Origin of the sequence: Pseudomonas sp. GW460-12-10-14-TSB1, from assembly GCF_017349775.1 — a bacterium.
GTDB classification, from domain to species: Bacteria; Pseudomonadota; Gammaproteobacteria; order Pseudomonadales; family Pseudomonadaceae; genus Aquipseudomonas; species Aquipseudomonas piscium.
The window spans coordinates 1-25,173 of sequence record NZ_JACNAC010000053.1; the positions used below are offsets into that span (position 1 = coordinate 1).

At 63.0% G+C, this 25,173-nt stretch carries 26 protein-coding genes and 1 tRNA gene; 14 read left to right on the plus strand and 13 right to left on the minus strand.

The window, feature by feature from the left end:
- Nucleotides 1-712: 712 nt before the first annotated feature.
- The gene (locus tag J4D52_RS24270; RefSeq protein WP_025808273.1) at nt 713-1,153 is read right to left on the minus strand and encodes a hypothetical protein; all 441 of its coding nucleotides are present in this window, start codon (nt 1,151-1,153) and stop codon (nt 713-715) included.
- On the opposite strand from J4D52_RS24270, the gene trmL reads away from it, so the two are divergent.
- Nucleotides 1,152-1,607 (plus strand): tRNA (uridine(34)/cytosine(34)/5-carboxymethylaminomethyluridine(34)-2'-O)-methyltransferase TrmL, encoded by a 456-nt coding sequence (gene trmL / locus J4D52_RS24275; RefSeq protein WP_007930832.1) that lies wholly within the window; start codon nt 1,152-1,154, stop codon nt 1,605-1,607. The two genes, J4D52_RS24270 and trmL, sit on opposite strands and share 2 nt — an antisense overlap.
- Nucleotides 1,608-1,826: 219 nt before the next feature.
- Here trmL and secB read toward each other — a convergent pair whose 3' ends face one another.
- The 3 genes from secB to J4D52_RS24290 are packed head-to-tail and all read right to left on the minus strand — an operon-like array spanning nt 1,827 to nt 3,035.
- Nucleotides 1,827-2,309: a protein-export chaperone SecB gene (gene secB / locus J4D52_RS24280; protein ID WP_023970073.1), complete on the minus strand. Its 483-nt coding sequence runs from the start codon at nt 2,307-2,309 to the stop codon at nt 1,827-1,829.
- 56 nt (nt 2,310-2,365) lie between these two features.
- A complete protein-coding gene (gene grxC / locus J4D52_RS24285) occupies nt 2,366-2,620 on the minus strand; it encodes a glutaredoxin 3 (protein ID WP_007930824.1) in 255 nt (84 codons plus the stop codon).
- A 1-nt stretch (nt 2,621) separates the two neighbouring features.
- The gene (locus tag J4D52_RS24290; protein WP_102677349.1) at nt 2,622-3,035 is read right to left on the minus strand and encodes a rhodanese-like domain-containing protein; all 414 of its coding nucleotides are present in this window, start codon (nt 3,033-3,035) and stop codon (nt 2,622-2,624) included.
- Between the two features lie 151 nt (nt 3,036-3,186).
- Between J4D52_RS24290 and gpmI the strand changes: the two genes are divergently transcribed.
- The 4 genes from gpmI to J4D52_RS24310 all read left to right on the plus strand — a co-directional run bounded on the left by gpmI (nt 3,187) and on the right by J4D52_RS24310 (nt 8,406).
- Nucleotides 3,187-4,716, plus strand: coding sequence for a 2,3-bisphosphoglycerate-independent phosphoglycerate mutase (gene gpmI / locus J4D52_RS24295; RefSeq protein ID WP_025808276.1), 1,530 nt, complete (start codon nt 3,187-3,189; stop codon nt 4,714-4,716).
- 136 nt (nt 4,717-4,852) lie between these two features.
- Nucleotides 4,853-6,139 (plus strand): murein hydrolase activator EnvC, encoded by a 1,287-nt coding sequence (locus tag J4D52_RS24300; RefSeq protein ID WP_102677350.1) that lies wholly within the window; start codon nt 4,853-4,855, stop codon nt 6,137-6,139.
- Nucleotides 6,140-6,170: 31 nt separating this feature from the next.
- On the plus strand, nt 6,171-7,481 hold the full coding sequence (locus tag J4D52_RS24305; protein WP_025808279.1) for a S41 family peptidase: 1,311 nt from the start codon (nt 6,171-6,173) through the stop codon (nt 7,479-7,481).
- 166 nt (nt 7,482-7,647) lie between these two features.
- Complete coding sequence (locus J4D52_RS24310; protein ID WP_063427829.1) at nt 7,648-8,406, plus strand: divergent polysaccharide deacetylase family protein; 759 nt, start codon at nt 7,648-7,650, stop codon at nt 8,404-8,406.
- 131 nt (nt 8,407-8,537) lie between these two features.
- Here J4D52_RS24310 and J4D52_RS24315 read toward each other — a convergent pair whose 3' ends face one another.
- The 7 genes from J4D52_RS24315 to J4D52_RS24345 form a co-directional block, all read right to left on the minus strand.
- Entirely contained in the window at nt 8,538-9,293 is a 756-nt protein-coding gene (locus J4D52_RS24315; protein WP_025808281.1) for an ABC transporter substrate-binding protein, read from the minus strand.
- A 63-nt stretch (nt 9,294-9,356) separates the two neighbouring features.
- On the minus strand, nt 9,357-10,127 hold the full coding sequence (hisF, locus tag J4D52_RS24320) for an imidazole glycerol phosphate synthase subunit HisF (RefSeq protein WP_007921812.1): 771 nt from the start codon (nt 10,125-10,127) through the stop codon (nt 9,357-9,359).
- Nucleotides 10,128-10,136: 9 nt separating this feature from the next.
- Entirely contained in the window at nt 10,137-10,874 is a 738-nt protein-coding gene (gene hisA / locus J4D52_RS24325; protein WP_007921811.1) for a 1-(5-phosphoribosyl)-5-[(5-phosphoribosylamino)methylideneamino]imidazole-4-carboxamide isomerase, read from the minus strand.
- 42 nt (nt 10,875-10,916) lie between these two features.
- Entirely contained in the window at nt 10,917-11,177 is a 261-nt protein-coding gene (locus J4D52_RS24330) for a DUF2164 domain-containing protein (RefSeq protein ID WP_097306028.1), read from the minus strand.
- On the minus strand, nt 11,178-11,816 hold the full coding sequence (gene hisH, locus J4D52_RS24335; protein ID WP_025808284.1) for an imidazole glycerol phosphate synthase subunit HisH: 639 nt from the start codon (nt 11,814-11,816) through the stop codon (nt 11,178-11,180).
- The gene (hisB, locus tag J4D52_RS24340) at nt 11,816-12,409 is read right to left on the minus strand and encodes an imidazoleglycerol-phosphate dehydratase HisB (RefSeq protein WP_007921806.1); all 594 of its coding nucleotides are present in this window, start codon (nt 12,407-12,409) and stop codon (nt 11,816-11,818) included. Before hisB ends, hisH begins: the two co-directional genes overlap by 1 nt.
- Nucleotides 12,410-12,686: 277 nt before the next feature.
- Nucleotides 12,687-14,348: an OFA family MFS transporter gene (locus J4D52_RS24345; RefSeq protein WP_102677351.1), complete on the minus strand. Its 1,662-nt coding sequence runs from the start codon at nt 14,346-14,348 to the stop codon at nt 12,687-12,689.
- A gap of 401 nt (nt 14,349-14,749) precedes the next feature.
- Here J4D52_RS24345 and J4D52_RS24350 point away from each other — a divergent pair, with 401 nt between their 5' ends.
- The 5 genes from J4D52_RS24350 (at nt 14,750) to J4D52_RS24370 (ending at nt 18,969) form a co-directional block, all read left to right on the plus strand.
- A complete protein-coding gene (locus J4D52_RS24350; protein WP_102677352.1) occupies nt 14,750-15,160 on the plus strand; it encodes an acetyl-CoA sensor PanZ family protein in 411 nt (136 codons plus the stop codon).
- A 68-nt stretch (nt 15,161-15,228) separates the two neighbouring features.
- Entirely contained in the window at nt 15,229-17,457 is a 2,229-nt protein-coding gene (locus J4D52_RS24355; RefSeq protein WP_102677353.1) for an AsmA family protein, read from the plus strand.
- A complete protein-coding gene (gene mutY / locus J4D52_RS24360; RefSeq protein WP_102677354.1) occupies nt 17,454-18,521 on the plus strand; it encodes an A/G-specific adenine glycosylase in 1,068 nt (355 codons plus the stop codon). The genes J4D52_RS24355 and mutY overlap by 4 nt, the downstream gene beginning before the upstream one ends.
- On the plus strand, nt 18,518-18,790 hold the full coding sequence (locus J4D52_RS24365; RefSeq protein WP_007921798.1) for an oxidative damage protection protein: 273 nt from the start codon (nt 18,518-18,520) through the stop codon (nt 18,788-18,790). Before mutY ends, J4D52_RS24365 begins: the two co-directional genes overlap by 4 nt.
- 103 nt (nt 18,791-18,893) lie before the next feature.
- Nucleotides 18,894-18,969 (plus strand) — tRNA-Phe (locus tag J4D52_RS24370).
- An 88-nt stretch (nt 18,970-19,057) separates the two neighbouring features.
- On the opposite strand, the gene J4D52_RS24375 is transcribed toward J4D52_RS24370, so the two are convergent.
- On the minus strand, nt 19,058-19,516 hold the full coding sequence (locus J4D52_RS24375; RefSeq protein WP_025808289.1) for a hypothetical protein: 459 nt from the start codon (nt 19,514-19,516) through the stop codon (nt 19,058-19,060).
- 350 nt (nt 19,517-19,866) lie between these two features.
- Here J4D52_RS24375 and J4D52_RS24380 point away from each other — a divergent pair, with 350 nt between their 5' ends.
- Nucleotides 19,867-20,835 carry an alpha/beta fold hydrolase gene (locus J4D52_RS24380; protein WP_102677355.1) on the plus strand — a complete coding sequence of 323 codons (969 nt, stop codon included), beginning with the start codon at nt 19,867-19,869 and terminating at the stop codon, nt 20,833-20,835.
- 104 nt (nt 20,836-20,939) lie between these two features.
- Entirely contained in the window at nt 20,940-21,338 is a 399-nt protein-coding gene (locus J4D52_RS24385; protein WP_009046516.1) for a hypothetical protein, read from the plus strand.
- Nucleotides 21,339-21,644: 306 nt separating this feature from the next.
- On the opposite strand, the gene gabP is transcribed toward J4D52_RS24385, so the two are convergent.
- A complete protein-coding gene (gene gabP / locus J4D52_RS24390; RefSeq protein WP_063427824.1) occupies nt 21,645-23,042 on the minus strand; it encodes a GABA permease in 1,398 nt (465 codons plus the stop codon).
- A 565-nt stretch (nt 23,043-23,607) separates the two neighbouring features.
- Between gabP and J4D52_RS24395 the strand changes: the two genes are divergently transcribed.
- Nucleotides 23,608-24,381 (plus strand): ABC transporter ATP-binding protein, encoded by a 774-nt coding sequence (locus J4D52_RS24395; protein WP_009046514.1) that lies wholly within the window; start codon nt 23,608-23,610, stop codon nt 24,379-24,381.
- A gap of 13 nt (nt 24,382-24,394) precedes the next feature.
- Nucleotides 24,395-25,150: an ABC transporter substrate-binding protein gene (locus J4D52_RS24400; RefSeq protein WP_009046513.1), complete on the plus strand. Its 756-nt coding sequence runs from the start codon at nt 24,395-24,397 to the stop codon at nt 25,148-25,150.
- Nucleotides 25,151-25,173 lie beyond the last annotated feature (23 nt).

Here is a 25,173-nt window from a genome sequence, read left to right on the forward strand (position 1 = left end):
CTTCGGCAGCGGCTACGGCGCAAGGCATTCGTGCTGTGTCGAGTGACAGAGCCAATCGCGGGCAAGCCTCGCTCCTACAGATGAAGGTGTTCTGTAGGAGCGAGGCTTGCCCGCGATGCTTTTTGTGCACCGCAATGGTGAGCCTGCACTGCCGAAATGCGCGAACAGACCTGGGGTTTCACCGCGGGCGACCTCGATGTTTCTCGCCAGAACAAATCCACAGAACGATGAAAGCCCCGGAAACCGGGGCTTTCAGCATTTCTTGAAAATTCGCTTAACCGTTTAAGCCGAAATTGGCACGCCCCCTGCAAAGACAAGATTACGAGTGCAGTCACTCACCCGTTTTGGGGACCTTGGTACAGGCAGGCCGAGAATCCCCTTCTTTACACCCGGAACCCATACCGCTCGCAGCGACGGGTTCCACCCGGTTTGGGGAACCTTGGTACAGGCAGGCCAGGGATTCCCTCTTTAACACCCGGGCTCATCACGCTCACAGCGACGAGCCCCACCCGTTTCGGGAACCTTGGTACAGGCAGGCCGGGGATTCCCTCTTTACACCGGGCCCAGTGCAATCAGCGCGGCCCTCACGCTTTTGGGAACCTTGGTACAGGCAGGCCGGGGCTTCCCCTCTTTACACCGGGCCCGGCGCAATCAGCGCCCAGCCCTCACGCTTTTGGGGACCTTGGTACAGGCAGGCCGGGAATCCCCTCTTTTATTCCTCGCGCAGCTGGAGCTCCAGGCGCCAGCGCCCATCGACCTCGCTGCCCGACCACTCGGCGTGCAGCGCCCGCGCGGCGACCACGTTCAGCAGCAAGCCTTCCTCAGCCGCCCGCACCCGCCAGTTGGCATCTTTGTCGTTGATCTTCAACTGGCCCTTCTGCGCCCGCCCCTCGGCCTCGAACAGCAGCGCCACGGCCCCGTCGACGTGCTCGCCATGGACCTTGGGCTCGTTGTTGAACCACACCACCAGGGCATTGGGTTGGACCTGCACCTCCTGCAACTCGGTGGGGTCCGGGGTCGTCAGGCGACCGATCATCAGCCCGACCATCACGCCAAAGATCGCCAGCGAGCCGAACACCCGCAGCATTAGCTTCGGCCTGGAGTCCGCTTCAGGCGTAGAATGCGGCCTGTCTTTTTCTTCGGAGCCGTGCATGTTTCACGTCATCCTTTTTCAACCAGAAATTCCGCCGAATACCGGCAACGTAATCAGGTTGTGCGCCAATAGCGGCTGCCACCTGCATTTGATCGAGCCACTGGGTTTCGAAATGGACGACAAGCGCCTGCGCCGGGCCGGCCTCGACTACCACGAGTATGCCACCCTGCAGCGCCATGCCGACCTCGCCAGCTGCCTTGAAAGCCTAGGCCATCCGCGCCTGTTCGCCTTCACCACCAAGGGCTCGCGACCTTTCCACGACGCCAGCTTCGCCGAAGGCGATGCCTTCCTGTTCGGCCCGGAAAGCCGCGGCCTGCCCGCCGAAGTGCTGGACGCCCTGCCCGCCGAACAACGCCTGCGCCTGCCCATGCGCGAAGGCTGCCGCAGCCTGAACCTGTCCAACACCGTGGCGGTGGCTGTCTACGAAGCCTGGCGCCAGCTAGGGTTCAAATAAGCCACCCACCTCTGCGCGACGCGTTGTAGCCGCTGCCGCAGGCTGCGATAAGGCCGAAGGCCTTCAGCGCTCTCAGGACCTTGCGCCTCCTTCGGAGACGATCGCAGCCTTCGGCAGCGGCTACAGGTCGGCGCCGGCTATCGGCGTCAGCCTCGAAACCTTGGGCCCAAACATGAAAAAAGCGCCTGAAACGGCGCTTTTTTCATGGAACCCAGCGGCTTATTGAACGGTGTTTTCACCGGCTGCCTGCAGGCGTTGCAGCTCTTGCGCGTACAGTGCGTCGAAGTTCACTGGAGCCAGCATCAGGGCCGGGAACGAACCGCGGGTCACCAGGCTGTCCAGCGCTTCGCGAGCGTACGGGAACAGGATGTTCGGGCAGAACGCGCCCAGGGTGTGGCTCATCGAAGCGTCGTCCAGATTCTTGATCAGGAAGATACCGGCCTGTTGCACTTCGGCGATGAACGCCACTTCGTCACCGTTCTTCACGGTGACCGACAGGGTCAGCACAACTTCGTGGAAACCTTCTTCCAGCGCCTTCTGACGGGTGTTCAGGTCCAGGCCGACGCTCGGCTCCCACTGCTGGCGGAAGATCGCCGGGCTTTTCGGAGCTTCGAAAGACAGGTCACGCACATAGATGCGCTGCAGCGAGAATTGCGGTGCGGATTCGTCTTCGGTCGCAGCGGTGTTCTGTTGGTCAGTCATCTCAGATCCTTCTTGATCTCGGGGTCATGTAGGGTTTGCTGATCTTGGGGGGGTAGTCAGGCCGCGAGCAGCGCGTCGAGCTTGCCGGCGCGCTCCAGGGCGAACAAATCGTCACAACCGCCCACATGGGTGCTGCCGATCCAGATCTGCGGCACGGACGTGCGCCCGGCCTTCTGGGCCATTTCGGCGCGAACCTGCGGCTTGCCGTCGACCTTGATCTCTTCGAAGGCTACGCCTTTGTTCTCGAGCAGGTACTTGGCCCGCGAGCAGTAGGGGCAGTAATCGCTGGAATAGACGACGACAGCAGCCATATCACTTCACCAGCGGCAGGTTGTCGGCTTTCCAGCTACCAACGCCGCCGGACAGCTTGGCGGCGGTGAAGCCGGACTTCATCAGCTCGCGAGCGTGGGTGCCGGCGTGCTGACCCAGGGCGTCGACCAGAATGATGGTCTTGGCCTTGTGCTTGTCCAGCTCGCCCACGCGGGCGGCCAGTTTGTCTTGAGGGATGTTCAACGCGCCGACGATATGGCCCGCGGCGAAGTCCTTGGACGGACGGATATCGATCACCACGCCCTGCTCGCTGTTGACCAGCGCGGTCAGTTCGCGGGTGCTGAGGCTGCGGCCACCGCGGCTCAACTCGTGAGCGATCAACAGAGCCAGCAAGATGACGAAGGCGCCGACGAGCAAGTAGTGTTCAGTGGCGAATTGAATCAGGTGAGCAACCATCAAGGAGGTTCCAGGGCGTTAAAATGTCGGCCAGTATACACAGCCCTCCGGGTCGGCCAAACCCCGCCCGGCGGTGACGCCGATGGAACTTGGCTTTAAACTGCCACTCCCTTTTTCCAACATTCTCCCAATCCAGCCACGAGTGGAATCTATGACTACCACGCCTAAACCTTTGGTCCTGATGATTCTGGATGGCTTCGGTCACAGCGAGAGCCACGAATCCAACGCTATTTATGCGGCCAAGAAGCCGGTCCTCGACCGCCTGTACGCCAGCGTGCCGAATGGCCTGATCTCGGGTTCGGGCATGGATGTCGGCCTGCCGGACGGCCAGATGGGCAACTCCGAAGTCGGCCACATGAACCTCGGCGCCGGCCGCGTGGTGTACCAGGATTTCACCCGTGTCACCAAAGCCATCCGCGATGGCGAGTTCTTCGAGAATCCGACCATCTGCGCCGCCGTGGATAAAGCCGTGGCCGCCGGCAAGGCCGTGCACATCCTCGGCCTGCTGTCCGATGGCGGCGTGCACAGCCACCAGGACCATCTGGTGGCGATGGCCGAACTGGCCTTCAAGCGTGGCGCCGAGAAGATCTACCTGCACGCCTTCCTCGACGGCCGCGACACCCCGCCGAAAAGCGCCGCATCGTCGATCGAACTGCTGGATGAAACCTTCAAGACCCTGGGCAAGGGCCGCATCGCCAGCCTGATCGGCCGTTACTTCGCCATGGACCGCGACAACCGCTGGGATCGCGTGGCCCAGGCCTACAACCTGATCGTCGACGGCAAGGGCGAATTCAACGCCGCCACCGCCCAGGAAGGCCTGCAGGCTGCCTACGAGCGTGGCGAGAGCGACGAATTCGTCAAGGCCACCACCCTTGGCGAGCCGGTGAAGGTCGAAGACGGCGACGCCGTGGTGTTCATGAACTTCCGCGCCGACCGCGCCCGCGAGCTGAGCCGGGTGTTCGTCGAGGACGGTTTCAAGGAATTCGAGCGCGCCCGCCAGCCGAAACTGGCCGGTTTCGTCATGCTGACCCAATACGCGGCGAGCATTCCGGCCCCTTCGGCCTTTGCCCCGGGCAGCCTGGAAAACGTGCTGGGCGACTACCTGGCGAAAAACGGCAAGACCCAGCTGCGCATCGCCGAAACCGAAAAATACGCCCACGTGACCTTTTTCTTCTCCGGTGGCCGCGAAGAGCCGTTCCCGGGCGAAGAACGCATCCTGATCCCGTCGCCAAAAGTCGCCACCTACGACCTGCAGCCGGAAATGAGCGCGCCGGAAGTCACCGACCGGATCGTCGAGGCCATCGAAAACCAGCGCTACGACGTAATCGTGGTCAACTACGCCAACGGCGACATGGTCGGCCACAGCGGCGTGTTCGACGCGGCGGTCAAGGCCGTTGAATGCCTGGACCTGTGCGTCGGCCGCATCGTCGAGGCCCTGGAAAAGGTCGGCGGCGAAGCCCTGATCACCGCCGACCACGGCAACGTCGAGCAGATGTCCGACGCCTCCACCGGTCAGGCCCACACCGCCCACACCAGCGAGCCGGTGCCGTTCATCTATGTGGGCAAGCGCAACCTGAAAGTCCGCGAAGGCGGAGTCCTGGCTGACGTGGCGCCGACCATGCTCAAGTTGCTGGGCCTGCCGCAGCCTGCCGAAATGACTGGCACTTCGATACTGGTCTGATATCAAAAACGCCGAATAATGGGCCGGAAACGGCTTTTTATGACGAACGCCTCAAAGCAGTTGGCTTTGAGGCGTTTTTTTTGCAGCGAGGGGCGGGCATACTAGGCTGTCCCTTTCCCTGGTGTCGCCCGCCTCTATGCTTCGCGCCCTGATTACCCTTGCTCTGATCTGCCTGCTCCAACCGGCCTTCGCCGACGAGCGCGCGCAAACCCAACAACAGTTGGACGCCACGCGTCAGGATATTGCCGAGCTGAAAAAGCTGCTGGGCAAGCTGCAGGAAGAAAAATCCGGCGTGCAGAAAGACCTGCGCGGCACCGAAACCGAGATGGGCAAGCTGGAAAAGCAGGTCGATGCCCTGCAGAAAGAGCTGAAGAAAAGCGAATCCGAGCTGCAACGTCTCGATGAGGAGAAAAAAAAACTCCAGAGCGCGCGCATTGAACAGCAACAACTGATCGCCATCCAGGCCCGCGCGGCCTACCAGAACGGCCGTCAGGAGTACCTCAAGCTGCTGCTCAACCAGCAGAACCCGGAAAAATTCGCCCGCACCCTGACCTATTACGACTACCTGAGCCAGGCCCGCCTGGAGCAGCTGAAGAATTTCAACGAGACCCTGCGCCAGCTGGCCAATGTCGAAAAGGAAATCTCCCTGCAGCAAGCCCAGCTGCTGGTGCAGAAAAGCAGCCTCGACACCCAGCGTGAAGAGCTCGACAAGGTCCGCAAGGAACGCCAGGTGGCCCTGGCCAAGCTCAATGACGACGTGAAGGCCCGTGGCGACAAGCTCAAGGCCCGCGAACAGGACCAGGCCGATCTGGGCAAGGTACTGAAAACCATCGAGGAAACCCTGGCCCGCCAGGCCCGAGAGGCAGAGGAAGCGCGACAGAAAGCGCTGATCGCCCAGCAGGAAGCCGAAAAAAAGCGTTTGCGTGAGGCCCAGGCCAATGCCGACGACAGCCCGAGCAAGCCGCCCCGAGCGACGCCCGGCCCCTTGGTTTCCAGCGCAGGCGCCTCCTATGGAGGCCCTTTTGCTTCATCCCGGGGAAAACTTCCATGGCCGGTTGATGGTCGACTGCTGGCGCGCTTCGGCGAAAGCCGCGGCGACGATGCCCGGACCAAGTGGGACGGGGTGATGATCAGCGCCTCGGCCGGCAGCCAGGTGCATGCCGTCCACGGCGGCCGCGTAGTGTTCGCCGACTGGTTGCGCGGCGCCGGCCTGCTGGTGATCCTCGACCATGGCAACGGCTACTTGAGCCTCTACGGACACAACCAGACGCTGCTTAAAGAAGCGGGCGATGTGGTCAAGGCCGGCGAGTCCATCTCCACTGTGGGTAGCAGTGGCGGACAGGGCGCGCCTGCGCTGTACTTCGCTATTCGCCAGCAGGGTCGCCCAAGCGACCCGGCACAATGGTGCCGCGCGCAAGGATAAGCGCGCCATCTCATTCAGGAGTTCGTTCGACATGCTGCATTTGTCCCGCCTCACCTCGCTGGCCCTGACGATCGCTCTGGTGATCGGTGCGCCCCTGGCGTTTGCCGCCGAAACCGCTCAATCGACAGCCGCCACGACCACCAAGGCGCCATTACCGCTCGAAGAGCTGCGCACCTTCGCCGAGGTCATGGACCGGATCAAGGCCGCCTATGTCGAACCTGTCGACGACAAGACCCTGCTGGAAAACGCCATCAAGGGCATGCTCAGCAACCTCGACCCGCACTCGGCCTACCTGGGCCCTGAAGACTTCGCCGAGCTGCAGGAAAGCACCAGCGGCGAGTTCGGCGGCCTGGGCATCGAAGTCGGCTCCGAAGACGGCATCATCAAGGTGGTGTCGCCGATCGACGACACCCCGGCGTCCAAGGCCGGCATCCAGGCCGGCGACCTGATCGTCAAGATCAATGGCCAGCCGACCCGCGGCCAGAGCATGACCGAAGCCGTGGACAAGATGCGCGGCAAGATCGGCCAGAAGATCACCCTGACCCTGGTACGCGACGGCGGTGCGCCGTTCGACGTGACCCTGGCCCGCGCCACCATCCAGGTGAAGAGCGTGAAGAGCCAACTGCTGGAGTCGGGCTACGGCTATATCCGCATCACCCAGTTCCAGGTCAAGACCGGCGAGGAAGTGTCCAAGGCCCTGGCCAAGCTGCGCAAGGACAACGGCAAGAAGCTCAACGGCATCATCCTCGACCTGCGCAACAACCCCGGCGGCGTGCTGCAATCGGCGGTGGAAGTGGTCGACCACTTCATCACCAAGGGCCTGATCGTCTATACCAAGGGCCGCATCGCCAACTCCGAGCTGCGCTTCTCCGCCACCGGCAAGGACGAAAGCGAAGCGGTACCTATGGTGGTGCTGATCAACGGTGGCAGCGCCTCGGCTTCGGAGATCGTCGCCGGCGCCCTGCAGGACCAGAAACGCGCGGTGCTGATGGGCACCACCAGCTTCGGCAAGGGCTCGGTGCAAACCGTGCTGCCGCTGAACAACGAGCGTGCGCTGAAGATCACCACCGCGCTGTACTTCACCCCGAACGGCCGCTCGATCCAGGCCCAGGGCATCGTGCCGGACATCGAGGTGCGCCGCGCCAAGATCACCAACGAAGCGCAGGACAACGAGTACTTCAAGGAAGCCGACCTGCAAGGTCACCTGGGCAATGGCAACGGCGGCGCCGACAAGCCGACCGCTTCCGGCAGCAAGCCCAAGCCGATGCCGCAGGACGATGACTACCAGTTGGCCCAGGCCCTCAGCCTGCTCAAGGGCTTGAGCATCACCCGCAGCAAGTGATGGAACCCATCGCGAGCAAGCCCGCCGCCTCCTCTGTAGGAGCGAAGCTTGCTCGCGATGGCGTCATCATGATCGCCACACCCCGCCAAGGCCTTACCCGAACCTTATGCTTCAAATCCCCATGACCAACCACCGCCAACCCCACCCACGGTTGTCGTGGAGGCTCATGATCGGGCTTCTGTGCCTTCTCGCCTTCACCTCGACCCAGGCCGCCGAGCCCGCCCCGCGCAAGGCCTACCTGAGCCTGATCATCGACGACCTCGGGCAGAACCTGCCCCGCGATCGCCGCGTACTCGCCCTGCCCGGCCCGGTGACCACGGCGATCATGCCCGACACGCCCCACGCCGCCGAGTTCGCCCGCGAAGCCCATCGCGCCGGCAAGATCGTCATCCTGCACATGCCCATGGACCCGGCCACCGGCCCTTTCGCCTGGCACCCCGAGCTGCCCATCGATGAGCTGGAAAGACGCCTCAACGCCGCCTTCAAGGCCGTGCCCTACACCAGCGGCATCAACAACCATATGGGCAGCCGCATGACCTCCCAGCCCCAGGCCATGGCCTGGCTGATGGCCGAGTTGCAGCGCCGCCACAAGTTCTTTGTCGACAGCCGCACCAGCGCCAAGACCGTGGCCGCCGCCGAAGCGCAGAAGATCGGCCTGGCCAGTGTGTCCCGCGATGTGTTCCTCGACGACGAACGCACCGAAGACGCCATCAGCCACCAGTTGCAGACCGCGATCAACCTGGCGCACAAGCAGGGTTCGGCGGTGGTGATCGGCCATCCCTACCCGCAGACCCTGGCCGTGCTCGAACGCGAACTGCCCAGGCTCAAGGCCCAGGGCATCGACTGGATCGATATCGAGTTGATGATCAGCGTGCGCAGCAACAGGGCGATGGTTGGGCACGGCAAGGATGGGGTTTACCGCTGAGGATTGGCGGCGGACGTTCGAATGCATCGCGGGCAAGCCTCGCTCCTACAGAAGCGGCGTCTGGCTCGATTGCCGCAAACCACCTGAATCCGTAGGAGCGAGGCTTGCCCGCGATATTCAGCTGCGTCTGCCTACAGATAGCGCCCCATGATCTCTTCCACCACGCCTTCCTCGCGCAGTTGGTCCAGCGCGGCCTGCAGCCGGGCGACGGTCTCGTCCGGTACTTCTTTGTTCAGCGCCAGGTACAGTTGGGCGCTGTGGAAGCGCAGCACGGTCTTGAGCCCGGTCACGCCTTCCTGCCTGGCCAGATAACGCCCGGCGGGGTCGCCGGTGGCCCATAGGTCGATCTGGCCGCCCACCAGCTTCCTGGCGTTGTCCTGGTCCCTCAGCACCACCAGCGGCTTGAGTCCTTGCTTGGCCAGGGTCTCGGCGATGGCGTCGCCCTTGTAGGCGCCGATCCGGTACTTGCGCGCCTGCTCCAGGGATTGCAGGGCGATCTTGCTGTCGTCCCGGGCCAGCATGATCCAGTCGTCCGGGCCGATGGGGCCGACCCATTTGAACAGCGGCTCCCGGTCCGGCAGCCGCGCCATGACAAACACGCCATACCCCGGCTGCTCCAGGGCGAGCTTGTAGATGCGCTCCCAGGGAAAGCGCAGGGTCAGGCTGTAATTGATCCCGGCACGCTTGAACATTTCGCGGACGATATCCACGGCGATGCCGTTGATATTCTCGCCCTGGGCGAAGTTCTTGCCGTTCTTGGCCATGTTGTAGGGGGGGAAGTTTTCCGTCAGCAACACCAGGGAGGTGTCCGGCGTTTGCGCTGCGCGAGCGCTTGCGGCGAAGAGAACCGAAGCGCTGGCAAGAACAAGAAGAAGACGTTTGAACATGACGGGCTACCGGAATCCATGGCGTGCTCAAGAGTGCCGCGAGCCCGCCATGCTGTCCAGTGGCTATCTGACGACGATACCGCGGTGCGCCATGTAGGCCTTGGCCTCAGGCACGGTGTACTCGCCGAAGTGGAAGATGCTCGCCGCCAGCACTGCGCTGGCGTGGCCTTCGAGGATGCCGTCGGCCAGGTGCTGCAGGTTGCCGACGCCCCCCGAGGCGATCACCGGAATGCCCAGGGCATCGCTGATGGCGCGGGTCACCCCCAGGTCGAAGCCGTTCTTCATGCCGTCCTGATCCATGCTGGTCAGCAGGATCTCGCCAGCGCCCAGGCCTTCCATCTTCTTCGCCCACTCCACCGCGTCCAGCCCGGTAGGCTTGCGCCCGCCATGGGTGAAGATCTCCCAGCGCGGAGTTTCGCCCGGCCCGGAAACCTTCTTCGCATCGATGGCGACGACGATGCACTGCGAGCCGAAATGCTGCGCCGCTTCGCCGACGAACTCGGGGTTGAACACCGCCGCGGTGTTGATCGAGACCTTGTCCGCACCGGCGTTGAGCAGATTGCGGATGTCCTGCACGGTACGCACGCCACCGCCCACGGTCAGCGGGATGAACACCTGGCTGGCCATGCGCTCGACGGTATGCAGCGTGGTGTCGCGACCATCGACGCTGGCGGTGATGTCGAGAAAGGTAATCTCGTCCGCGCCCTGCTCGTCGTAGCGACGGGCGATTTCCACCGGGTCGCCGGCGTCACGGATGTTCTCGAACTTGACGCCCTTGACCACCCGGCCGTTGTCCACGTCCAGGCAAGGGATGATGCGTTTAGCCAGCGCCATGGTGAGTCCTCAGCCTTGGTACGAGTCGCAGAAGGCTTGCGCCTCGGCGACGTCGAGGGTGCCTTCGTAGATCGCCCGGCCGGTGATGGCGCCGATGATCCCCGGAGCCTTGGCGTCCAGCAGGGCCTTGATGTCGCCCAGGTTGTGGATACCGCCGGAAGCGATCACCGGGATTTTGGTGGCAGCGGCCAGGGCAGCGGTGAAGGGTACGTTGCAGCCCTGCATCATGCCGTCTTTGGCGATGTCGGTATAAACGATGGCGGACACGCCGTCGGCTTCGAAGCGCTTGGCCAGGTCGATGACCTGCACGCTGCTGACCTCGGCCCAGCCGTCGGTGGCGACGAAGCCGTCTTTGGCGTCCAGGCCGACGATCACCTTGCCCGGGAAGGCGCGGCAGGCTTCGGCGACGAACTCAGGCTCTTTCACCGCCTTGGTGCCGATGATCACGTAGCTCACGCCGGCCTTGACGTAGTGTTCGATGGTTTCCAGCGAACGGATGCCGCCACCGATCTGGATCGGCAGGTTCGGGTAGCGCTTGGCTATGGCGGTGACCACTTCGCCGTTGACCGGCTGGCCTTCGAAAGCGCCGTTCAGGTCGACCAGATGCAGACGGCGGCAGCCGCCCTCCACCCACTTGGCAGCCATGCTCACCGGGTCATCGGAGAACACCGTGGAATCTTCCATGCGGCCCTGGCGCAGACGTACACAGGCACCGTCTTTGAGATCGATAGCGGGGATAATCAGCATCTGGCAAACCTTCAAATTCGATTGTTCAGCTTCACTCGGAAATCAGTTTTTCTCGAGCGCCCACAGGTCGCTTTCGATGCTTTCGAACCGCTCTTTGAGCTGGGCCTGCACATCGAAAATCGCCCTGTTGTAATAGTGCGGAGCAATTTCGCGGGTAAAGAGTTCAAGAATCTCGGCCGCCTCGAACGAGCCCAGGTCGAGCTCGAAGCGATCTTCCATGAAGCGCTGGATCTTGTGATTGGCCTCACTCTCCTGCTCGGGTGTGAGGGTCAGGATCGGCGCCTTGGTCTTCTTGACCGCCATTTACCAGCGACCGTCCCACGCCGCGAAGTTCTGCAGCAATTGCAGGCCATGGGTATGGCTTTTCTCCGGGTGGAACTGCACGGCGAAACGCGAACCTTCGGCCAGCGCCGCGGCGAAATCGACACCGTAGTGACCACTACCGACCACCTGCCGCGCGTTGCCGGCGGCGATGTAGTAGCTGTGCACGAAGTAGAAGCGCGCCAGGTCCGGGATGTTGTGCCACAGCGGGTGGCTCACCGCCTGTTTCACTTCGTTCCAGCCCATGTGCGGGACTTTCAGGTGCTCGCCGTCTTCATGCAGGCCCTTGCCGAAGAACTTCACCTGGCCCGGGAACAGGCCGATGCAGTCGACGCCGTCGTTCTCTTCGCTGTGGTCGAGCAAGGCTTGCATGCCCACGCAGATGCCGAGGAACGGACGGTCCTGGCTGACTTCACGCACCAGCGCGTCGAAGCCCAGGCGACGGATCTCCGCCATGCAGTCGCGAATCGCGCCGACGCCGGGGAATACCACCCGGTCGGCTTCGCGAATCACATTGGCATCGCTGGTGATCAGCACCTTGCCGGCGCCGACGTGCTCGAGGGCCTTGGCCACCGAGTGCAGGTTGCCCATGCCGTAATCGATAACCGCGACCGTCTGCATTACAGCACGCCCTTGGTCGAAGGCATCTGCCCTGCCATGCGGTCATCCAGCTCCACGGCCATGCGCAGTGCGCGGCCGAAAGCCTTGAACACGGTTTCGATCTGGTGGTGGGTGTTGTGCCCACGCAGGTTGTCGATGTGCAGGGTGACGTTGGCGTGGTTGACGAAGCCCTGGAAGAATTCCTGGAACAGGTCGACATCGAAGCCGCCCACGGTGGCGCGAGTGTAAGGCACGTGCATCTGCAGGCCAGGGCGACCGGAGAAGTCGATCACCACGCGCGACAGCGCTTCATCGAGCGGCACGTAGGCGTGGCCGTAGCGACGGATGCCCTTCTTGTCGCCGATAGCTTTGGTGAAGGCCTGACCCAGGGTGATACCGACGTCTTCCACGGTGTGGTGGTCGTCGATATGCAAGTCGCCTTTGCTTTCGATATCCAGGTCGATCAGCCCGTGACGGGCGATCTGGTCCAGCATGTGCTCAAGGAAGGGAACCCCGATATCGAATCGGGCCTTTCCGGTGCCATCCAGGTTGATCGAGGCTTTGATCTGGGTTTCCAGAGTGTCGCGCTCGACGGACGCCTTACGTTCGGCCATCACCAGCTCCGCAAAATCATTGGGCGAAAAAGGCGATCATTATAGGCCGGACGGCGGCTAAACAGGAACACGCAGGACAAGATCCTGACGGGCTGAACCCAATAAAGCCGGGGACATACCTGTCATGACATGTAGGAGCGGCCGGTCGACGCTCGATTGCCCGCGATGAATGCTGACCGGGTATCTCTGGCACACCGCGCGCCCCCCCGATCGCGGGCAAGCCTCGCTCCTACAGGAAAGGCTGTGCGCCTGGCAGCAGTGCCAGGCGCAAAGGTGCTTAGTGGAACAACACCGCGGTCTTCTGCAGGGTGACCCACACGCCCCACGCCAGCGGAATGCCCACCACCAGCCAGGCGGCGACCGCCAGCGGCACGCTGCCGGACGAGGCTTTCCACTCCAACACGGTGGTGCTGTCCGCGCCCTTGTCATGGCCCAGCGCCTGTTCGGCGGCCAGTTCGGCGTCGGTCATGAAGTACTTGTCGGCCACCGGACGCACCAGCAGGTTGCACAGGAAACCCAGCACCAGCAGGCCGGCGAGGATGTACAGGGTGATGTCGTAGGCCGCGGCGCGCTCGACGCCGATGCTCAACTGATACTCACGCAGGTAGTTCACCAGCACCGGGCCAAGCACACCCGCCGCCGCCCAGGCAGTCAGCAGGCGACCGTGGATCGCGCCCACCATCTGGGTGCCGAACAGGTCCGCCAGGTAGGCCGGAACCGTGGCGAAACCGCCGCCGTACATCGACAGGATGATGCAGAACGCCGCCACGAACAGCGCGACGTTGCCCAGGTGCCCGAGGTTCGGGATCAGCGCGTACAGGGCAAAGCCCAGGGCGAAGAACACGAAGTAGGTGTTCTTGCGGCCCAGGTAGTCGGAGAACGACGCCCAGAAGAAGCGGCCACCGATATTGAACAGGCTCAGCAGGCCGGTGAAACCAGCGGCGATCGCGGCGATCGACGCCAGTTGCGAGGCATCCAGCTGACCGAAGGCCAGTTCGTTGCCCAGCAGCTTGCCGGCGAAGACTTCCTGCAACAGCGGCGAAGCCATGCCAAGGATGCCGATACCGGCGGAAACGTTCAGGCACAGCACCAGCCATACCAGGCGGAACTGCGGGGTTTTCCAGGCCACGTTCACGTGTACGTGACGGTGGGTGATCATCGCGTTCGCGGCTTTTTTCGCCGGCGGGGTCCAGCCCTCAGGCTTCCAGCCGGTCGGCGGCACGCGGTACGACAGTGCGCCACCGATCATGAACACGAAGTAGATCGCCGCCATCACCAGGAAGCTCTGCCAGACGCCGACGCCGGTGGGCGAAGCGAAGTGGCTCATCAGTGCCGCCGCCAGCGGCGCACCGACCATCGCGCCACCACCGAAGCCCATGATCGCCATGCCGGTGGCCATGCCGCGCTTGTCCGGGAACCACTTGATCAGGGTCGACACCGGCGAGATGTAGCCCAGGCCCAGGCCGATACCGCCGATCACGCCGGAGCCGAGCCACATCAGCCAGATCTGGTGGGTATAGATACCCAGCGCCGAAATCAGCAGGCCGCCGCACCAGCACAGCGCCGACACCACACCGGCCTTGCGCGGGCCGGCGTGTTCCAGCCAGCCGCCCCAGATCGCCGCGGAGCAGCCGAGGAAGATGAAGAACAGGGTGTAGATCCAGCCGAGCATCGAGATCGGCCAGTCGCACTGGGACGAAAAGACCTGAGCGATAAAGCTCATGTCCGGGGCACAGGCCACCGGAGCGGTCACGCCCAGGGCCTTGGACAGCGGCAACCAGAACACCGAGAAGCCGTAGGCCATGCCGATGCACAGGTGGATGGCCAGAGCGGCCGGTGGAACCAGCCAACGGTTGAAACCGGGCTTGGCGATGATGCGTTCTTTGGACAAGAACGCCGGCTGGGCGGCAATGGCGCCCGCCTCGGTGCTAGTGCTCATGAATGTTTCCCCCAATTATTGGAATTATTCGCCGGCCACTCTTCACTCACGACCTTTGCACGCAGACGTGGCCGTTTTATCGAGTGAAGCTCCATAGAGTGCGACTTTTAGTCGCAGAAGGGCAGATGAACTGCGAGAGATTACCATTTGCTCGTGACAGAAAGAGCAAACTGCCATCACCTTTTCCGCATCATCTGCTCCGCAAGATGGCAATAACGCTCCTGTAGGAGCCAGGCTTGCCGGCGATGGGCGTTATGCGGTGTGTCAGGCAGAACGCTTCGCGGGCAAGCCTCGCTCCTACAGAAGCCTGCGCGGCCCCGTCGACGATGCCTGCCCCTCGCCAGCCCGCGCGCTGCTGCCGATAATGGCCAGCCATTCCTTCGCTCTGCACAGGATCCCCCATGCCCATCGTTGTCGAGTCGCTGAAACAAGCCAGCTATCAGGATCAGCAGGACCTGCAGAAGATCTACCGCGATGCCCCACCCTGGCTGTTCGCGCCGCAGCGCGATGACCAGGAACTGCTCGAAACCGCCCTGGGCGACGGCAGCCTGATCGCCGGGCGCTTCAACGACCGCCTGCTGGGCGCCGCGCGCCTGCAACGACACCAAGGCGTCTGGCACCTGTCCCAATTGTGTGTGCGCAAGATCACCCGGCGCCGTGGCGTGGCCGAGCGACTGGTGGGCGAAGCACAGAAAATGGCCGCCCGGCACGGCGCCACCTTGCGCCTGCTGGCCCCCGCCGGGCACCTCGAAGCCCAGGGGCTGGCGGCCAAGCTGCAGATACCGCTGGATGTGCTCCAAAGCGATCAGTGACCAGTGGCCAGGCCCGGGGCGTTATACTCCCTGGCTAAATTCGAATTCGACACTACAAGGACTCGCCCATGAAAGCGTTCGGCAAAATCCTGGGTCTGGTACTTCTCGGGCTGTTGCTGATCATCGTGGCTCTCGGCTTCGCCCTGACTCACCTGTTTGATCCCAACGACTACAAAGAAGAAATTCGCCAGATAGCCCGCGACAAGGCCCACATCGAGCTGACGCTCAATGGCGATATCGGCTGGAGCCTGTTCCCCTGGCTCGGCTTGGAACTGCATGAAGCCGGCGTCGCCACCCTGGCCAACCCGACCCAGCCGTTCGCCGACCTGCAGATGCTCGGCCTGTCAGTCCGCGTACTGCCGTTGCTACGCCGCGAAGTGCAGATGAGCGATGTGCGTGTCGAAGGCTTGAACCTGCGCCTGACCCGTAACAAGGATGGGCACGGCAACTGGGAAGATATCGGCAAGGTCGCCCCCGCCGACAAGCAGGCCGCAACCCCGGCCACCAGCACCGGCGAAACCACCGCCGCCGCCCCGGCCACCACGGAAAAACCGGCGCAGCCGATCCGCCTGGATATCGACAGCCTGACCGTGAACAACGCCCGGGTGGAATACAACGACGAACAGAGCGGCAAGCAGTTCACTGCTGAAAGCATCCAGCTGAGCACCGGGCCGATCCACGAAGCGACCAATACCCCGGTCAAGCTCACTGCCTTCCTCGCCAGCACCCAGCCGGCCGTGCGCGTGCGCACCGAGTTGAAGGGCGAGCTGCGTTTCGACCGCGCGCTCAAGCGCTACCAGTTCGAAGACATGAAGCTGTCCGGCGAAGCCGCCGGCGATCCGCTGCAAGGCAAGACCCTGACCTTCGCCGCCCAGGGCCAGCTGCTGCTGGACCAGGCCGCCAATGTTGCCGAGTGGAACAGCCTGAAGCTCTCGCTCAACCAACTGCGCGCCATCGGCGAGCTCAAGGTCAACGACCTGGACAAGACTCCGCAGCTCAACGGCGGCATCTCCATCGCCCAGTTCGACCTGGCCAAGTTCATCGACAGCATCGGCCAGACCCTGCCGGCCATGGCCGAGGGCAGCCTGAGCAAGGTCGAGCTGGTCAGCCGCCTGTCCGCCACGCCGAACAGCGTCGCCTTTGAAAACATCAACCTGAAACTCGACGACAGCAACATCAGCGGCCGCCTGGCGATCGAAGACCTGGCCAAGCAAGCGCTGCGCGCCCAGCTCAAGGCCGACACCTTCAACGTCGACCGCTACCTGCCGCCGAAGTCCGCCGAAGCCAACAGCGCCGCGGTGGCGCGCAAGGCCGAAGTGCAGAGCAGCGAAGCCAGCGCCGTCGCCGGGCCCGGCAACTCGCCGCTGCCGGACGCGCCGACCAAGGGCGCCTGGAGCACCGAGCGCCTGCTGCCGGTGGAGCGCCTGAGCAAGCTGGATGTGAACGCCGACCTGAGCTTCGGCCAGCTGACCCTGGACAAGCTGCCGATCCAGAACGCCACGCTCAAGGCCAACGGCCAGGGCGGCCTGCTGAAACTCGAAGGCCTGCGCGGCGAGCTGTACAACGGCAGCTTCGAGGCCAGCGGCAACCTCGACGTGCGTCAGCCGACGCCACAGCTGAGCCTGCAGACCAAGATCAACCGGGTGCCGGTGGAGCGCATCCTCGAAAGCCAGGGGCAGACCCCACCGGTCAAGGGCCTGGTGACCCTCGACAGCAACCTGACCAGCAGCGGCAACAGCCAGAAGGCGCTGGTCGACAGCCTCAACGGCAACGCCAGCTTCGTCGTCAACAACGGTGTGCTGCTCAATGCCAACCTCGAACAGCAAGTGTGCCAGGGCATCGCCACGCTGAACCGCAAGACCCTGAGCAGCGAGCCACGGGGCAAGGACACTCCCTTCCAGGAACTCAAGGGCAACCTGACCCTGCGCAACGGCGTGGCCAGCAACCCGGACCTGAAAGTGCGCATCCCCGGCATGAGCGTCAAAGGCAATGGCGACATCGACCTGCGCGTACTGGGCATGGATTACCGCGTCGGCATAGTCGTCGAAGGCGACAAGAGCGACATGCCGGACCCGGCCTGCCAGGTCGGCGAACGTTTTGTCGGTATCGAACTGCCGCTGCGCTGCCGCGGCCCGCTGGAACTGGGCGCCAAGGCTTGCCGTCTGGACCGTGACGGCCTGGGCCAGGTCGCGGCCAAGCTGGCCGGCGATCGCCTCAGCGAAAAGCTCGATGAGAAGCTCGGCGACAAGGTCAGCCCGGAACTGAAAAACGCACTCAAGGGGCTGTTCAAACGATGAGGGCCGAGCAGTTCGCACCGGCGGTACTGGACTGGTACGACCGCCATGGCCGCCATGACCTGCCCTGGCAGCAGGAGATCAACCCGTACCGGGTATGGGTCTCGGAAATCATGTTGCAGCAGACCCAGGTCAGCACCGTGCTCAACTACTTCGACCGGTTCATGGCCTCGCTGCCGACGGTCCAGGCCCTGGCCGCCGCACCGGAAGACGAAGTGCTGCACCTGTGGACCGGCCTGGGTTACTACACCCGCGCCCGCAACCTGCAAAAGACAGCGAAGATAGTGGTCGCCGAATACGGCGGCGAGTTTCCCCGCGACGTGGAAAAGCTCACCGAGCTGCCGGGCATCGGCCTGTCCACCGCCGGCGCCATCGCCAGTATCAGCATGGGCCTGCGCGCGCCGATCCTCGACGGCAACGTCAAGCGGGTGCTGGCGCGCTTTACCGCGCAGGAGGGCTACCCGGGCGAACCCAAGGTGGCCAAGCAGCTGTGGGCCGCGGCCGAGCGCTTTACCCCGCAGACCCGGGTGAACCACTACACCCAGGCGATGATGGACCTGGGTGCCACCCTCTGCACCCGGAGCAAGCCCAGCTGCCTGCTGTGCCCCCTGGAAAGAGGCTGCGAAGCGCACATGCTGGGCCTGGAAACCCGCTACCCGATCCCCAAGCCACGCAAGGCCGTCCCGCAGAAACGCACGCTGATGCCGATGCTGGCCAACCACGAAGGCGCCATCCTGCTGTACCGCCGGCCTTCCAGCGGCCTGTGGGGCGGTTTGTGGAGCCTGCCGGAGCTGGACGACCTGGCGGACCTGGAACACCTGGCTTCGCAGCACTCGCTGGAGCTGGGCAAGCAACAGGAAATGCCCGGGCTGGTGCACACCTTCAGCCACTTCCAGCTGGCCATCGAACCCTGGCTGGTCCAGGTCCAGGCCGCCGCCCATCACGTGGCCGAGGCCGACTGGCTCTGGTATAACCTCGCCACCCCGCCGCGCCTGGGCCTTGCCGCCCCGGTGAAAAAACTGCTCAAACGCGCGGCCGACGTATTGAACGCAGGAGAGTTGCAATGACCCGCACCGTAATGTGCCGCAAGTACAAAGAACAATTGCCGGGCCTGGAGCGCCCTCCGTACCCGGGCGCCAAGGGCCAGGAAATTTTCGAGCATGTGTCCGCCAAGGCCTGGGCCGACTGGCAGAAACACCAGACCCTGCTGATCAACGAAAAACGCCTGAACATGATGAACGCCGAAGACCGCAAATACCTGCAGGGCGAGATGGACAAGTTCTTCTCCGGCGAGGAATACGCCAAGGCCGACGGCTACGTGCCGCCGTCCGAGTAATTGCACTCAAATCGGGGTGGGAACGTAAGCGGCGGTAATAATTAAACTTTTTTTCAAAACTTGCTTGACGCCCCCCCGAAAAACCCGTTTAATGCGCCCCGTTGCCCAGATAGCTCAGTCGGTAGAGCAGGGGATTGAAAATCCCCGTGTCGGCGGTTCGATTCCGTCTCTGGGCACCACTAATACCGAAACCCCTGAATCGCAAGATTCAGGGGTTTTTTTATTGCCTGCGATTAACTGGCACTTGTCTGCGCCCTTCCTACTCGCTCAATAACCTTCATTCCAATGCAGGTTGAGGTCGCGAATGCCCGCTACCTTCATATCCACCGTGTTGCGCTCGGTACGCCCGCCACGGGTGGCGACAACCTGGTACTTGCCGGCCGGCAGTTGCACAAAGACGATCGGGCCCACCTGATTCAGGGTCAGGACCGATTGCCCTTGCGGATTCTGGATCGCCAGGTCGACATCCGAGGTGTATTTGTTTTCCGGGCCGACGGAAAAGGTCATGTGCAGGTTGTACCCCTTGGTCTGCAAGAGCGTCCGCGATTCGTCCAGGCCGATACCGCCGGACAGATAGGTAATGCCGTTCTGCTGCTGAGGCTCCAGTTGCACGCCCGCCGGGTCGATGGGTTCGTTGCTGGGGGTGGCGGACTGTACGCTGAACGGTGCGAGTGACAGGAACGCCGCGAGAACGCCTGTTACGACACACGAAAAAAAGGATTTCATGATGAGCACTCCCGGTTCGTCTCGAACCACTGAATGGGATGCCACCGCCAAGAGTCCGGCCCCAGCGCGGTAGCGTCCGGGTCTCCCCTTTCCTCTCGAATGGCTCAGCCACGTTTCAGCAAGCGATGCTCGAATGAAAAGCCCGTCAGGCGGCTTGCCCGCAGGCCTTGATAGTCAGTGTACGCCCCGATTCCGGGCCGTTTAGATCGATTCGGTGTGATGCTTTTAACCAAAAGTACCTAGCCGCGGCGCCTATCCCGGCGGTTGCCAGGCCGAGGACAAGGCGGTTATTAATGCTTGCACCCAAAAAGAGCCGACACGCCTTTTCGCCCGCAAAGGAATACGCGCCGATGACCGTGCAATCCCCGCCCTCGCCCCTGCACCCGGCCAGCACCGCGACCAGCAGCCCCGGCACGGCTTTCCGCGAGCCCGCCGCCGACGGCTTCATGCTGGGCGGCTTCACCTGGCGCCACGCCGAACCGGACCCAGCACGCCCGGTGGTGATCATCAATGCCGCCACCTCCGTGCGCTGCCGGCACTATTCGCGGTTCGCCGATTACCTGTTCAGCCATGACTTCGACGTCATCACCTACGACTACCGCGGTATCGGCGAGTCGCGACCGGCCTCGATGCGCAAGCTGAAGGCATCCTGGTCGGACTGGGGCAGCCTGGACTTCGAAGCCATGCTGCAACGCGCGCAGCGGGAATTCCCCGGCCAACCCATCGATGTGGTCGGGCACAGCTTCGGCGGCTGTGCGGCGGGGCTGGGGGCGTCCGGGCAGTTGATCCGCCGCGTGGTAACGGTGGGCGCGCAGTTTGCCTATTGGCGCGACTACGCCCCGGCAAACCGCTGGCGCATGCTAGGCAAATGGCATGTGGTGATGCCGCTGCTGACGGCGATTTACGGCTACTTCCCCGGCAAGCGCCTGGGCTGGCTGGAGGACACCCCCGCCGGCGTGGTGCGCGACTGGGCCACACCCACCGCGCACTATCAACGGCGGCCTAGCGGGCGCCACCTGGCGCGCCGGGATCCGGCGCTGCCCTTCGCCAAGGTCAAGGCGCAGCTGCTGGCCATCAGCATCAGCGACGACCCTTACGGCACCGTGCCGGCCATCGAGCGCCTGCTGGATTACTTCACTTCCAGCCAGCGCAGCCATTGGCGCATCGAGCCCGAGGACATCGGCGAGCAGGAAGTCGGGCACTTTGCGTTTTTCCGCAGCCATTACCAGGACCGCCTGTGGCCGATCGCCCTGGCCTGGCTGCAACACGCGGCGCTGCCCACGGATGCGCCAGGACGCCTGATCAGCGGTAGCCATTGAGCGTGCCAGGCGGCGCGTTTACTGGCATCCTCTGCCGCCTTAAAGCCAGGCCGGACGCGGTATCGATGCCTGGCCCTCCTATTTGCGCAAAAGGTACGACGCCCATGGCATCTGCGAACAAGCAACACAAAAGAGCCCAGCGGGCGAAAACCAAGGCCAAGCAGAACCGCACCCAGCGCAACGCCGCGCCGGTGGAACTGGACCCGAACGACGACCGCATCGACTTCGAATCGGTGGACCTGACCGAACTGTTCAAGAAAATGATCGACGCCGAGAAGACCAGCCAGCAGGCGATGTGCGCGGCGTTCCTGGAAGACCCGCTGCTGGAGATCGTCTACGAGCAGGAAGGCGAGGAAGGCGCCATGGACTTCATCCTTGCCGCCCTGATCGAGTACCGCCAGTGGTCCACCGAGACCGACGAGGCCGGCGCCCTGGCCTGGATCGAAAGCCCGGAGTTCCAGGCCGCTTACCTGGCCGCTTCGGAAGCGCTGATGCAGAAATAAGGCTCAACACGATCTGTAGCCGCCGGCGCAGCCTGCAATCGGCCGGGCACCGGCAGCAAAGCCGGCAAACCGGTAACGACTGGCACACCGCAGACGGCCGCTTCGCAGCCTTAGGCAGTGGCTACAACGCGTCATGCATGACCCTCACTGCTGCGTCGAATGTTCAATCGTCATCGCGGGCAAGCCTCGCTCCTACGGATCACCTTCTTCTGTAGGAGCGAGGCTTGCCCGCGAAAGCGTCGGTACAGGCAACAAAAAAGGCCGCCGTCATCACTGACAGCGGCCTTTTTGCTTAGCGGGAAAGACTCAGGCGCGGCTCAATACACCGGCCGCCTGCTTCTCCAGCTTGCGCCGACGGGCCACCAGCAGGCCCGCCGCGATCACAGTGATGCTCAGCAGGCCGGTGGCAATGATTTCCATACGATGGGCATCCTGGAACAGCATGATGGTCAACACGCCGACGATGAACACCATCACCGCGTAGGTCAGGCCCGGGAACAGCCACATCCGGTAGGCGATCTTCTCGCCGGCCGCGGTGCGTTTCTGGCGCATGCGCAGTTGCGATACCGCGATCACCAGGTACACCAGCAAGGCGATGGCGCCGGAGCTGGCCAGCAGGAAATTGAACACCGCGGCTGGCGCCACGTAGTTGGCGAATACCGCAAGGAAGGCGGCTGCGGTGGACAGGATCACCGCCCAGTAAGGCGTGCCGCTGCTGTTGGTGCGCTTGGCCGCGGCCGGGGCGTCGCCACGCTTGCCCAGGGAGAACAGCATGCGCGAGGCAGTGTAGAGCGCCGAGTTCAGGCAGCTGGTCACCGCCACCAGCACCACCAGGTCAACGATCAGCTTGGCGTTGGGGATGCCCATGCGGTCGAGCACGGTCTGGTAGGAACCGACCTGGGCCAGGCTCGGGTCATTCCATGGCACCAGCGACACCACGATAAAGATCGACACCAGGTAGAACAGGCCGATCCGCCAGATCACCGAGTTGGTGGCCTTGCTGATCTGCTGGCCCGGGTTCTTCGATTCGGCCGCGGCGATGGTGACGATCTCGGTGCCCATGAACGAGAACATGGTGGTCAGCATGGCGGCGAGTACCGCGCCCATGCCGTTGGGCAAAAAGCCCTGGGTATCGAACAGGTGCGACACGCCGCTGACATTGCTGGTCGGCAGCAGGCCGAAGATCGCCAGCAGGCCGAGCACCACGAAGCCGATGATCGCCACGACCTTGATCAGGGCGAACCAGAACTCGAACTCACCGTAGTTCTTCACGCTGAACAGGTTGGTGGCGGTCAGCAGCAAGGTGATCACCAGGGTGAACACCCAGATCGCGATGTCGGGGAACCAGGCATGCAGGATGGTCGCGGCGGCGTTGGCCTCCAGCGGAATCACCAGTACCCAGAACCACCAGTACAGCCAGCCGATGGTGAAACCGGCCCAGTGGCCGATGGCACGGTCGGCATAAGTCGAGAAGGAACCCGTGTCCGGCGAGGCGACGGCCATTTCGGCCAGCATGCGCATCACCAGCACCACCAGGGTGCCCGCGGCCGCATAGGCCAGCAGCACCGCAGGGCCGGCTTCGGCGATGGCGTGGCCGGAACCGACGAACAGCCCGGCGCCGATTACCCCGGCGATCGACAGCATGGTCACATGCCGCGGTTTGAGCCCCTGTTCGAGGTCATTGGAGGTCTGCGTACTGCTCATTGAAACTACCTTTGCGAAGAAAGCGAAAGCGTCCACCCGGTCTGGTTTTTCCTTTCACACAGGCAGTCGTAAAAAGAATCCAACAGGGCGTTCTTTATTTCTTACGCAAGATTTGCGCCAAAATGTTACAGGCTCCCAGCCGGCGCGGCCTGCGAAGGCGACCGACGGATGATCGCAAGTCCTTGAGATTAATGGCCTTGCGCCAGAACGTTACCGCACCACCCATTTGTAGAACGAACCAGCGCACCAGAAACACACATAAAAAGTGTGCGATGCACAAATAGAGGGCGGATACGCAACCTTTGGCCGTTTTACCCTTCCAACACCCGGCCAAAGCTGGCACCATCGCGCCTTTTTTTACGCGACACCCGCTGGGAACAGGGTTCAAACGGGCGTTCGGTTGTTGATGGGGCGACAGTCTGCTGTGCCGATGCGACAACCTGTCACACGCCGTCCGCTTACACCCTGAAGCGCTGTTGGCTGTCATTCGAACGCTATGCTAGGTTGGCGCCTCGCCAGGAAAGCCGCTACCAGCAGGAGCACAATGAACTCATGAGGACCGCACATGGCTGAGGCCACGCCCGCGCTTGAAATCCGCAACTTGCACAAACGCTACGGCTCGCTGGAGGTACTCAAGGGTGTCTCGCTGACCGCACGCGACGGCGATGTGATCTCGATCCTGGGTTCCTCCGGTTCCGGCAAGTCCACCTTCCTGCGTTGCATCAACCTCCTGGAAAACCCGCACCAGGGCCAGATCCTGGTGGCCGGTGAAGAACTCAAGCTCAAGGCCGCCAAGAACGGCGAACTGGTTGCCGCCGACGGCAAGCAGATCAACCGCCTGCGCAGCGAAATCGGCTTCGTGTTCCAGAACTTCAACCTCTGGCCGCACATGAGCGTGCTCGACAACATCATCGAGGCCCCGCGCCGGGTGCTCGGCCAGAGCAAGGCCGAAGCCATCGAAGTGGCCGAAGCGCTGCTGGCCAAGGTCGGCATCGCCGACAAGCGCCATGCATACCCGGCCCAGCTCTCCGGCGGCCAGCAGCAACGAGCCGCCATCGCCCGCACCCTGGCGATGCAGCCCAAAGTCATCCTGTTCGACGAGCCGACCTCGGCACTGGACCCGGAAATGGTCCAGGAAGTGCTCAACGTGATCCGCGCCCTGGCCGAAGAAGGCCGGACCATGCTGCTGGTCACCCACGAAATGAGCTTTGCCCGTCAGGTCTCCAGTGAAGTGGTGTTCCTGCACCAGGGCCTGGTGGAAGAGCAAGGATCGCCACAGCAGGTGTTCGAGAACCCGCTTTCGGCGCGCTGCAAACAATTCATGTCCAGCAACCGCTAACGGAGCAACACGCATGCAGAGCTATAAGAAATTCCTCCTGGCCGCTGCCGCCACTCTGGTGTTCTCGGCCAATGCGATGGCCGCCGACAAACTGAAGATGGGCATCGAAGCGGCCTACCCGCCGTTCAACAACAAGGATGCCAGCGGCCAAGTCGTCGGCTTCGACAAAGACATCGGCGATGCCCTGTGCGCCAAGATGAAAGTCGAGTGCGAAGTGGTCACCTCCGACTGGGACGGCATCATCCCGGCCCTGAACGCCAAGAAGTTCGACTTCCTGATCTCCTCGATGTCGATCACCGACGAGCGCAAGCAGGCGGTGGACTTCACCGACCCGTACTACTCCAACAAGCTGCAGTTCATCGCCCCTAAAGACAAGGCCGACTTCAAGACCGACAAGGCTTCCCTGAAGGGCAAGATCATCGGCGCGCAGCGTGCCACCCTGGCCGGTACCTGGCTGGAAGACAACCTGGGCGATGACATCACCATCAAGCTCTACGACACCCAGGAAAACGCCTTCCTCGACCTGACTTCCGGCCGCCTGGACGCGATCCTGGCCGACAAGTACGTCAACTACGAGTGGCTGAAAAGCGAAGCGGGCAAGCCTTACGAGTTCAAGGGCGACCCGGTTGAAGAAAGCGACAAGATCGGCATCGCCGTGCGCAAGAACGATCCGATCCGCGAGAAGCTCAACGCCGCGCTGAAAGAAATCGTGGCTGACGGCACCTACAAGAAGATCAACGACAAGTACTTCCCGTTCAGCATCTACTGATACTGACTGGCCTGCCCGGCGCC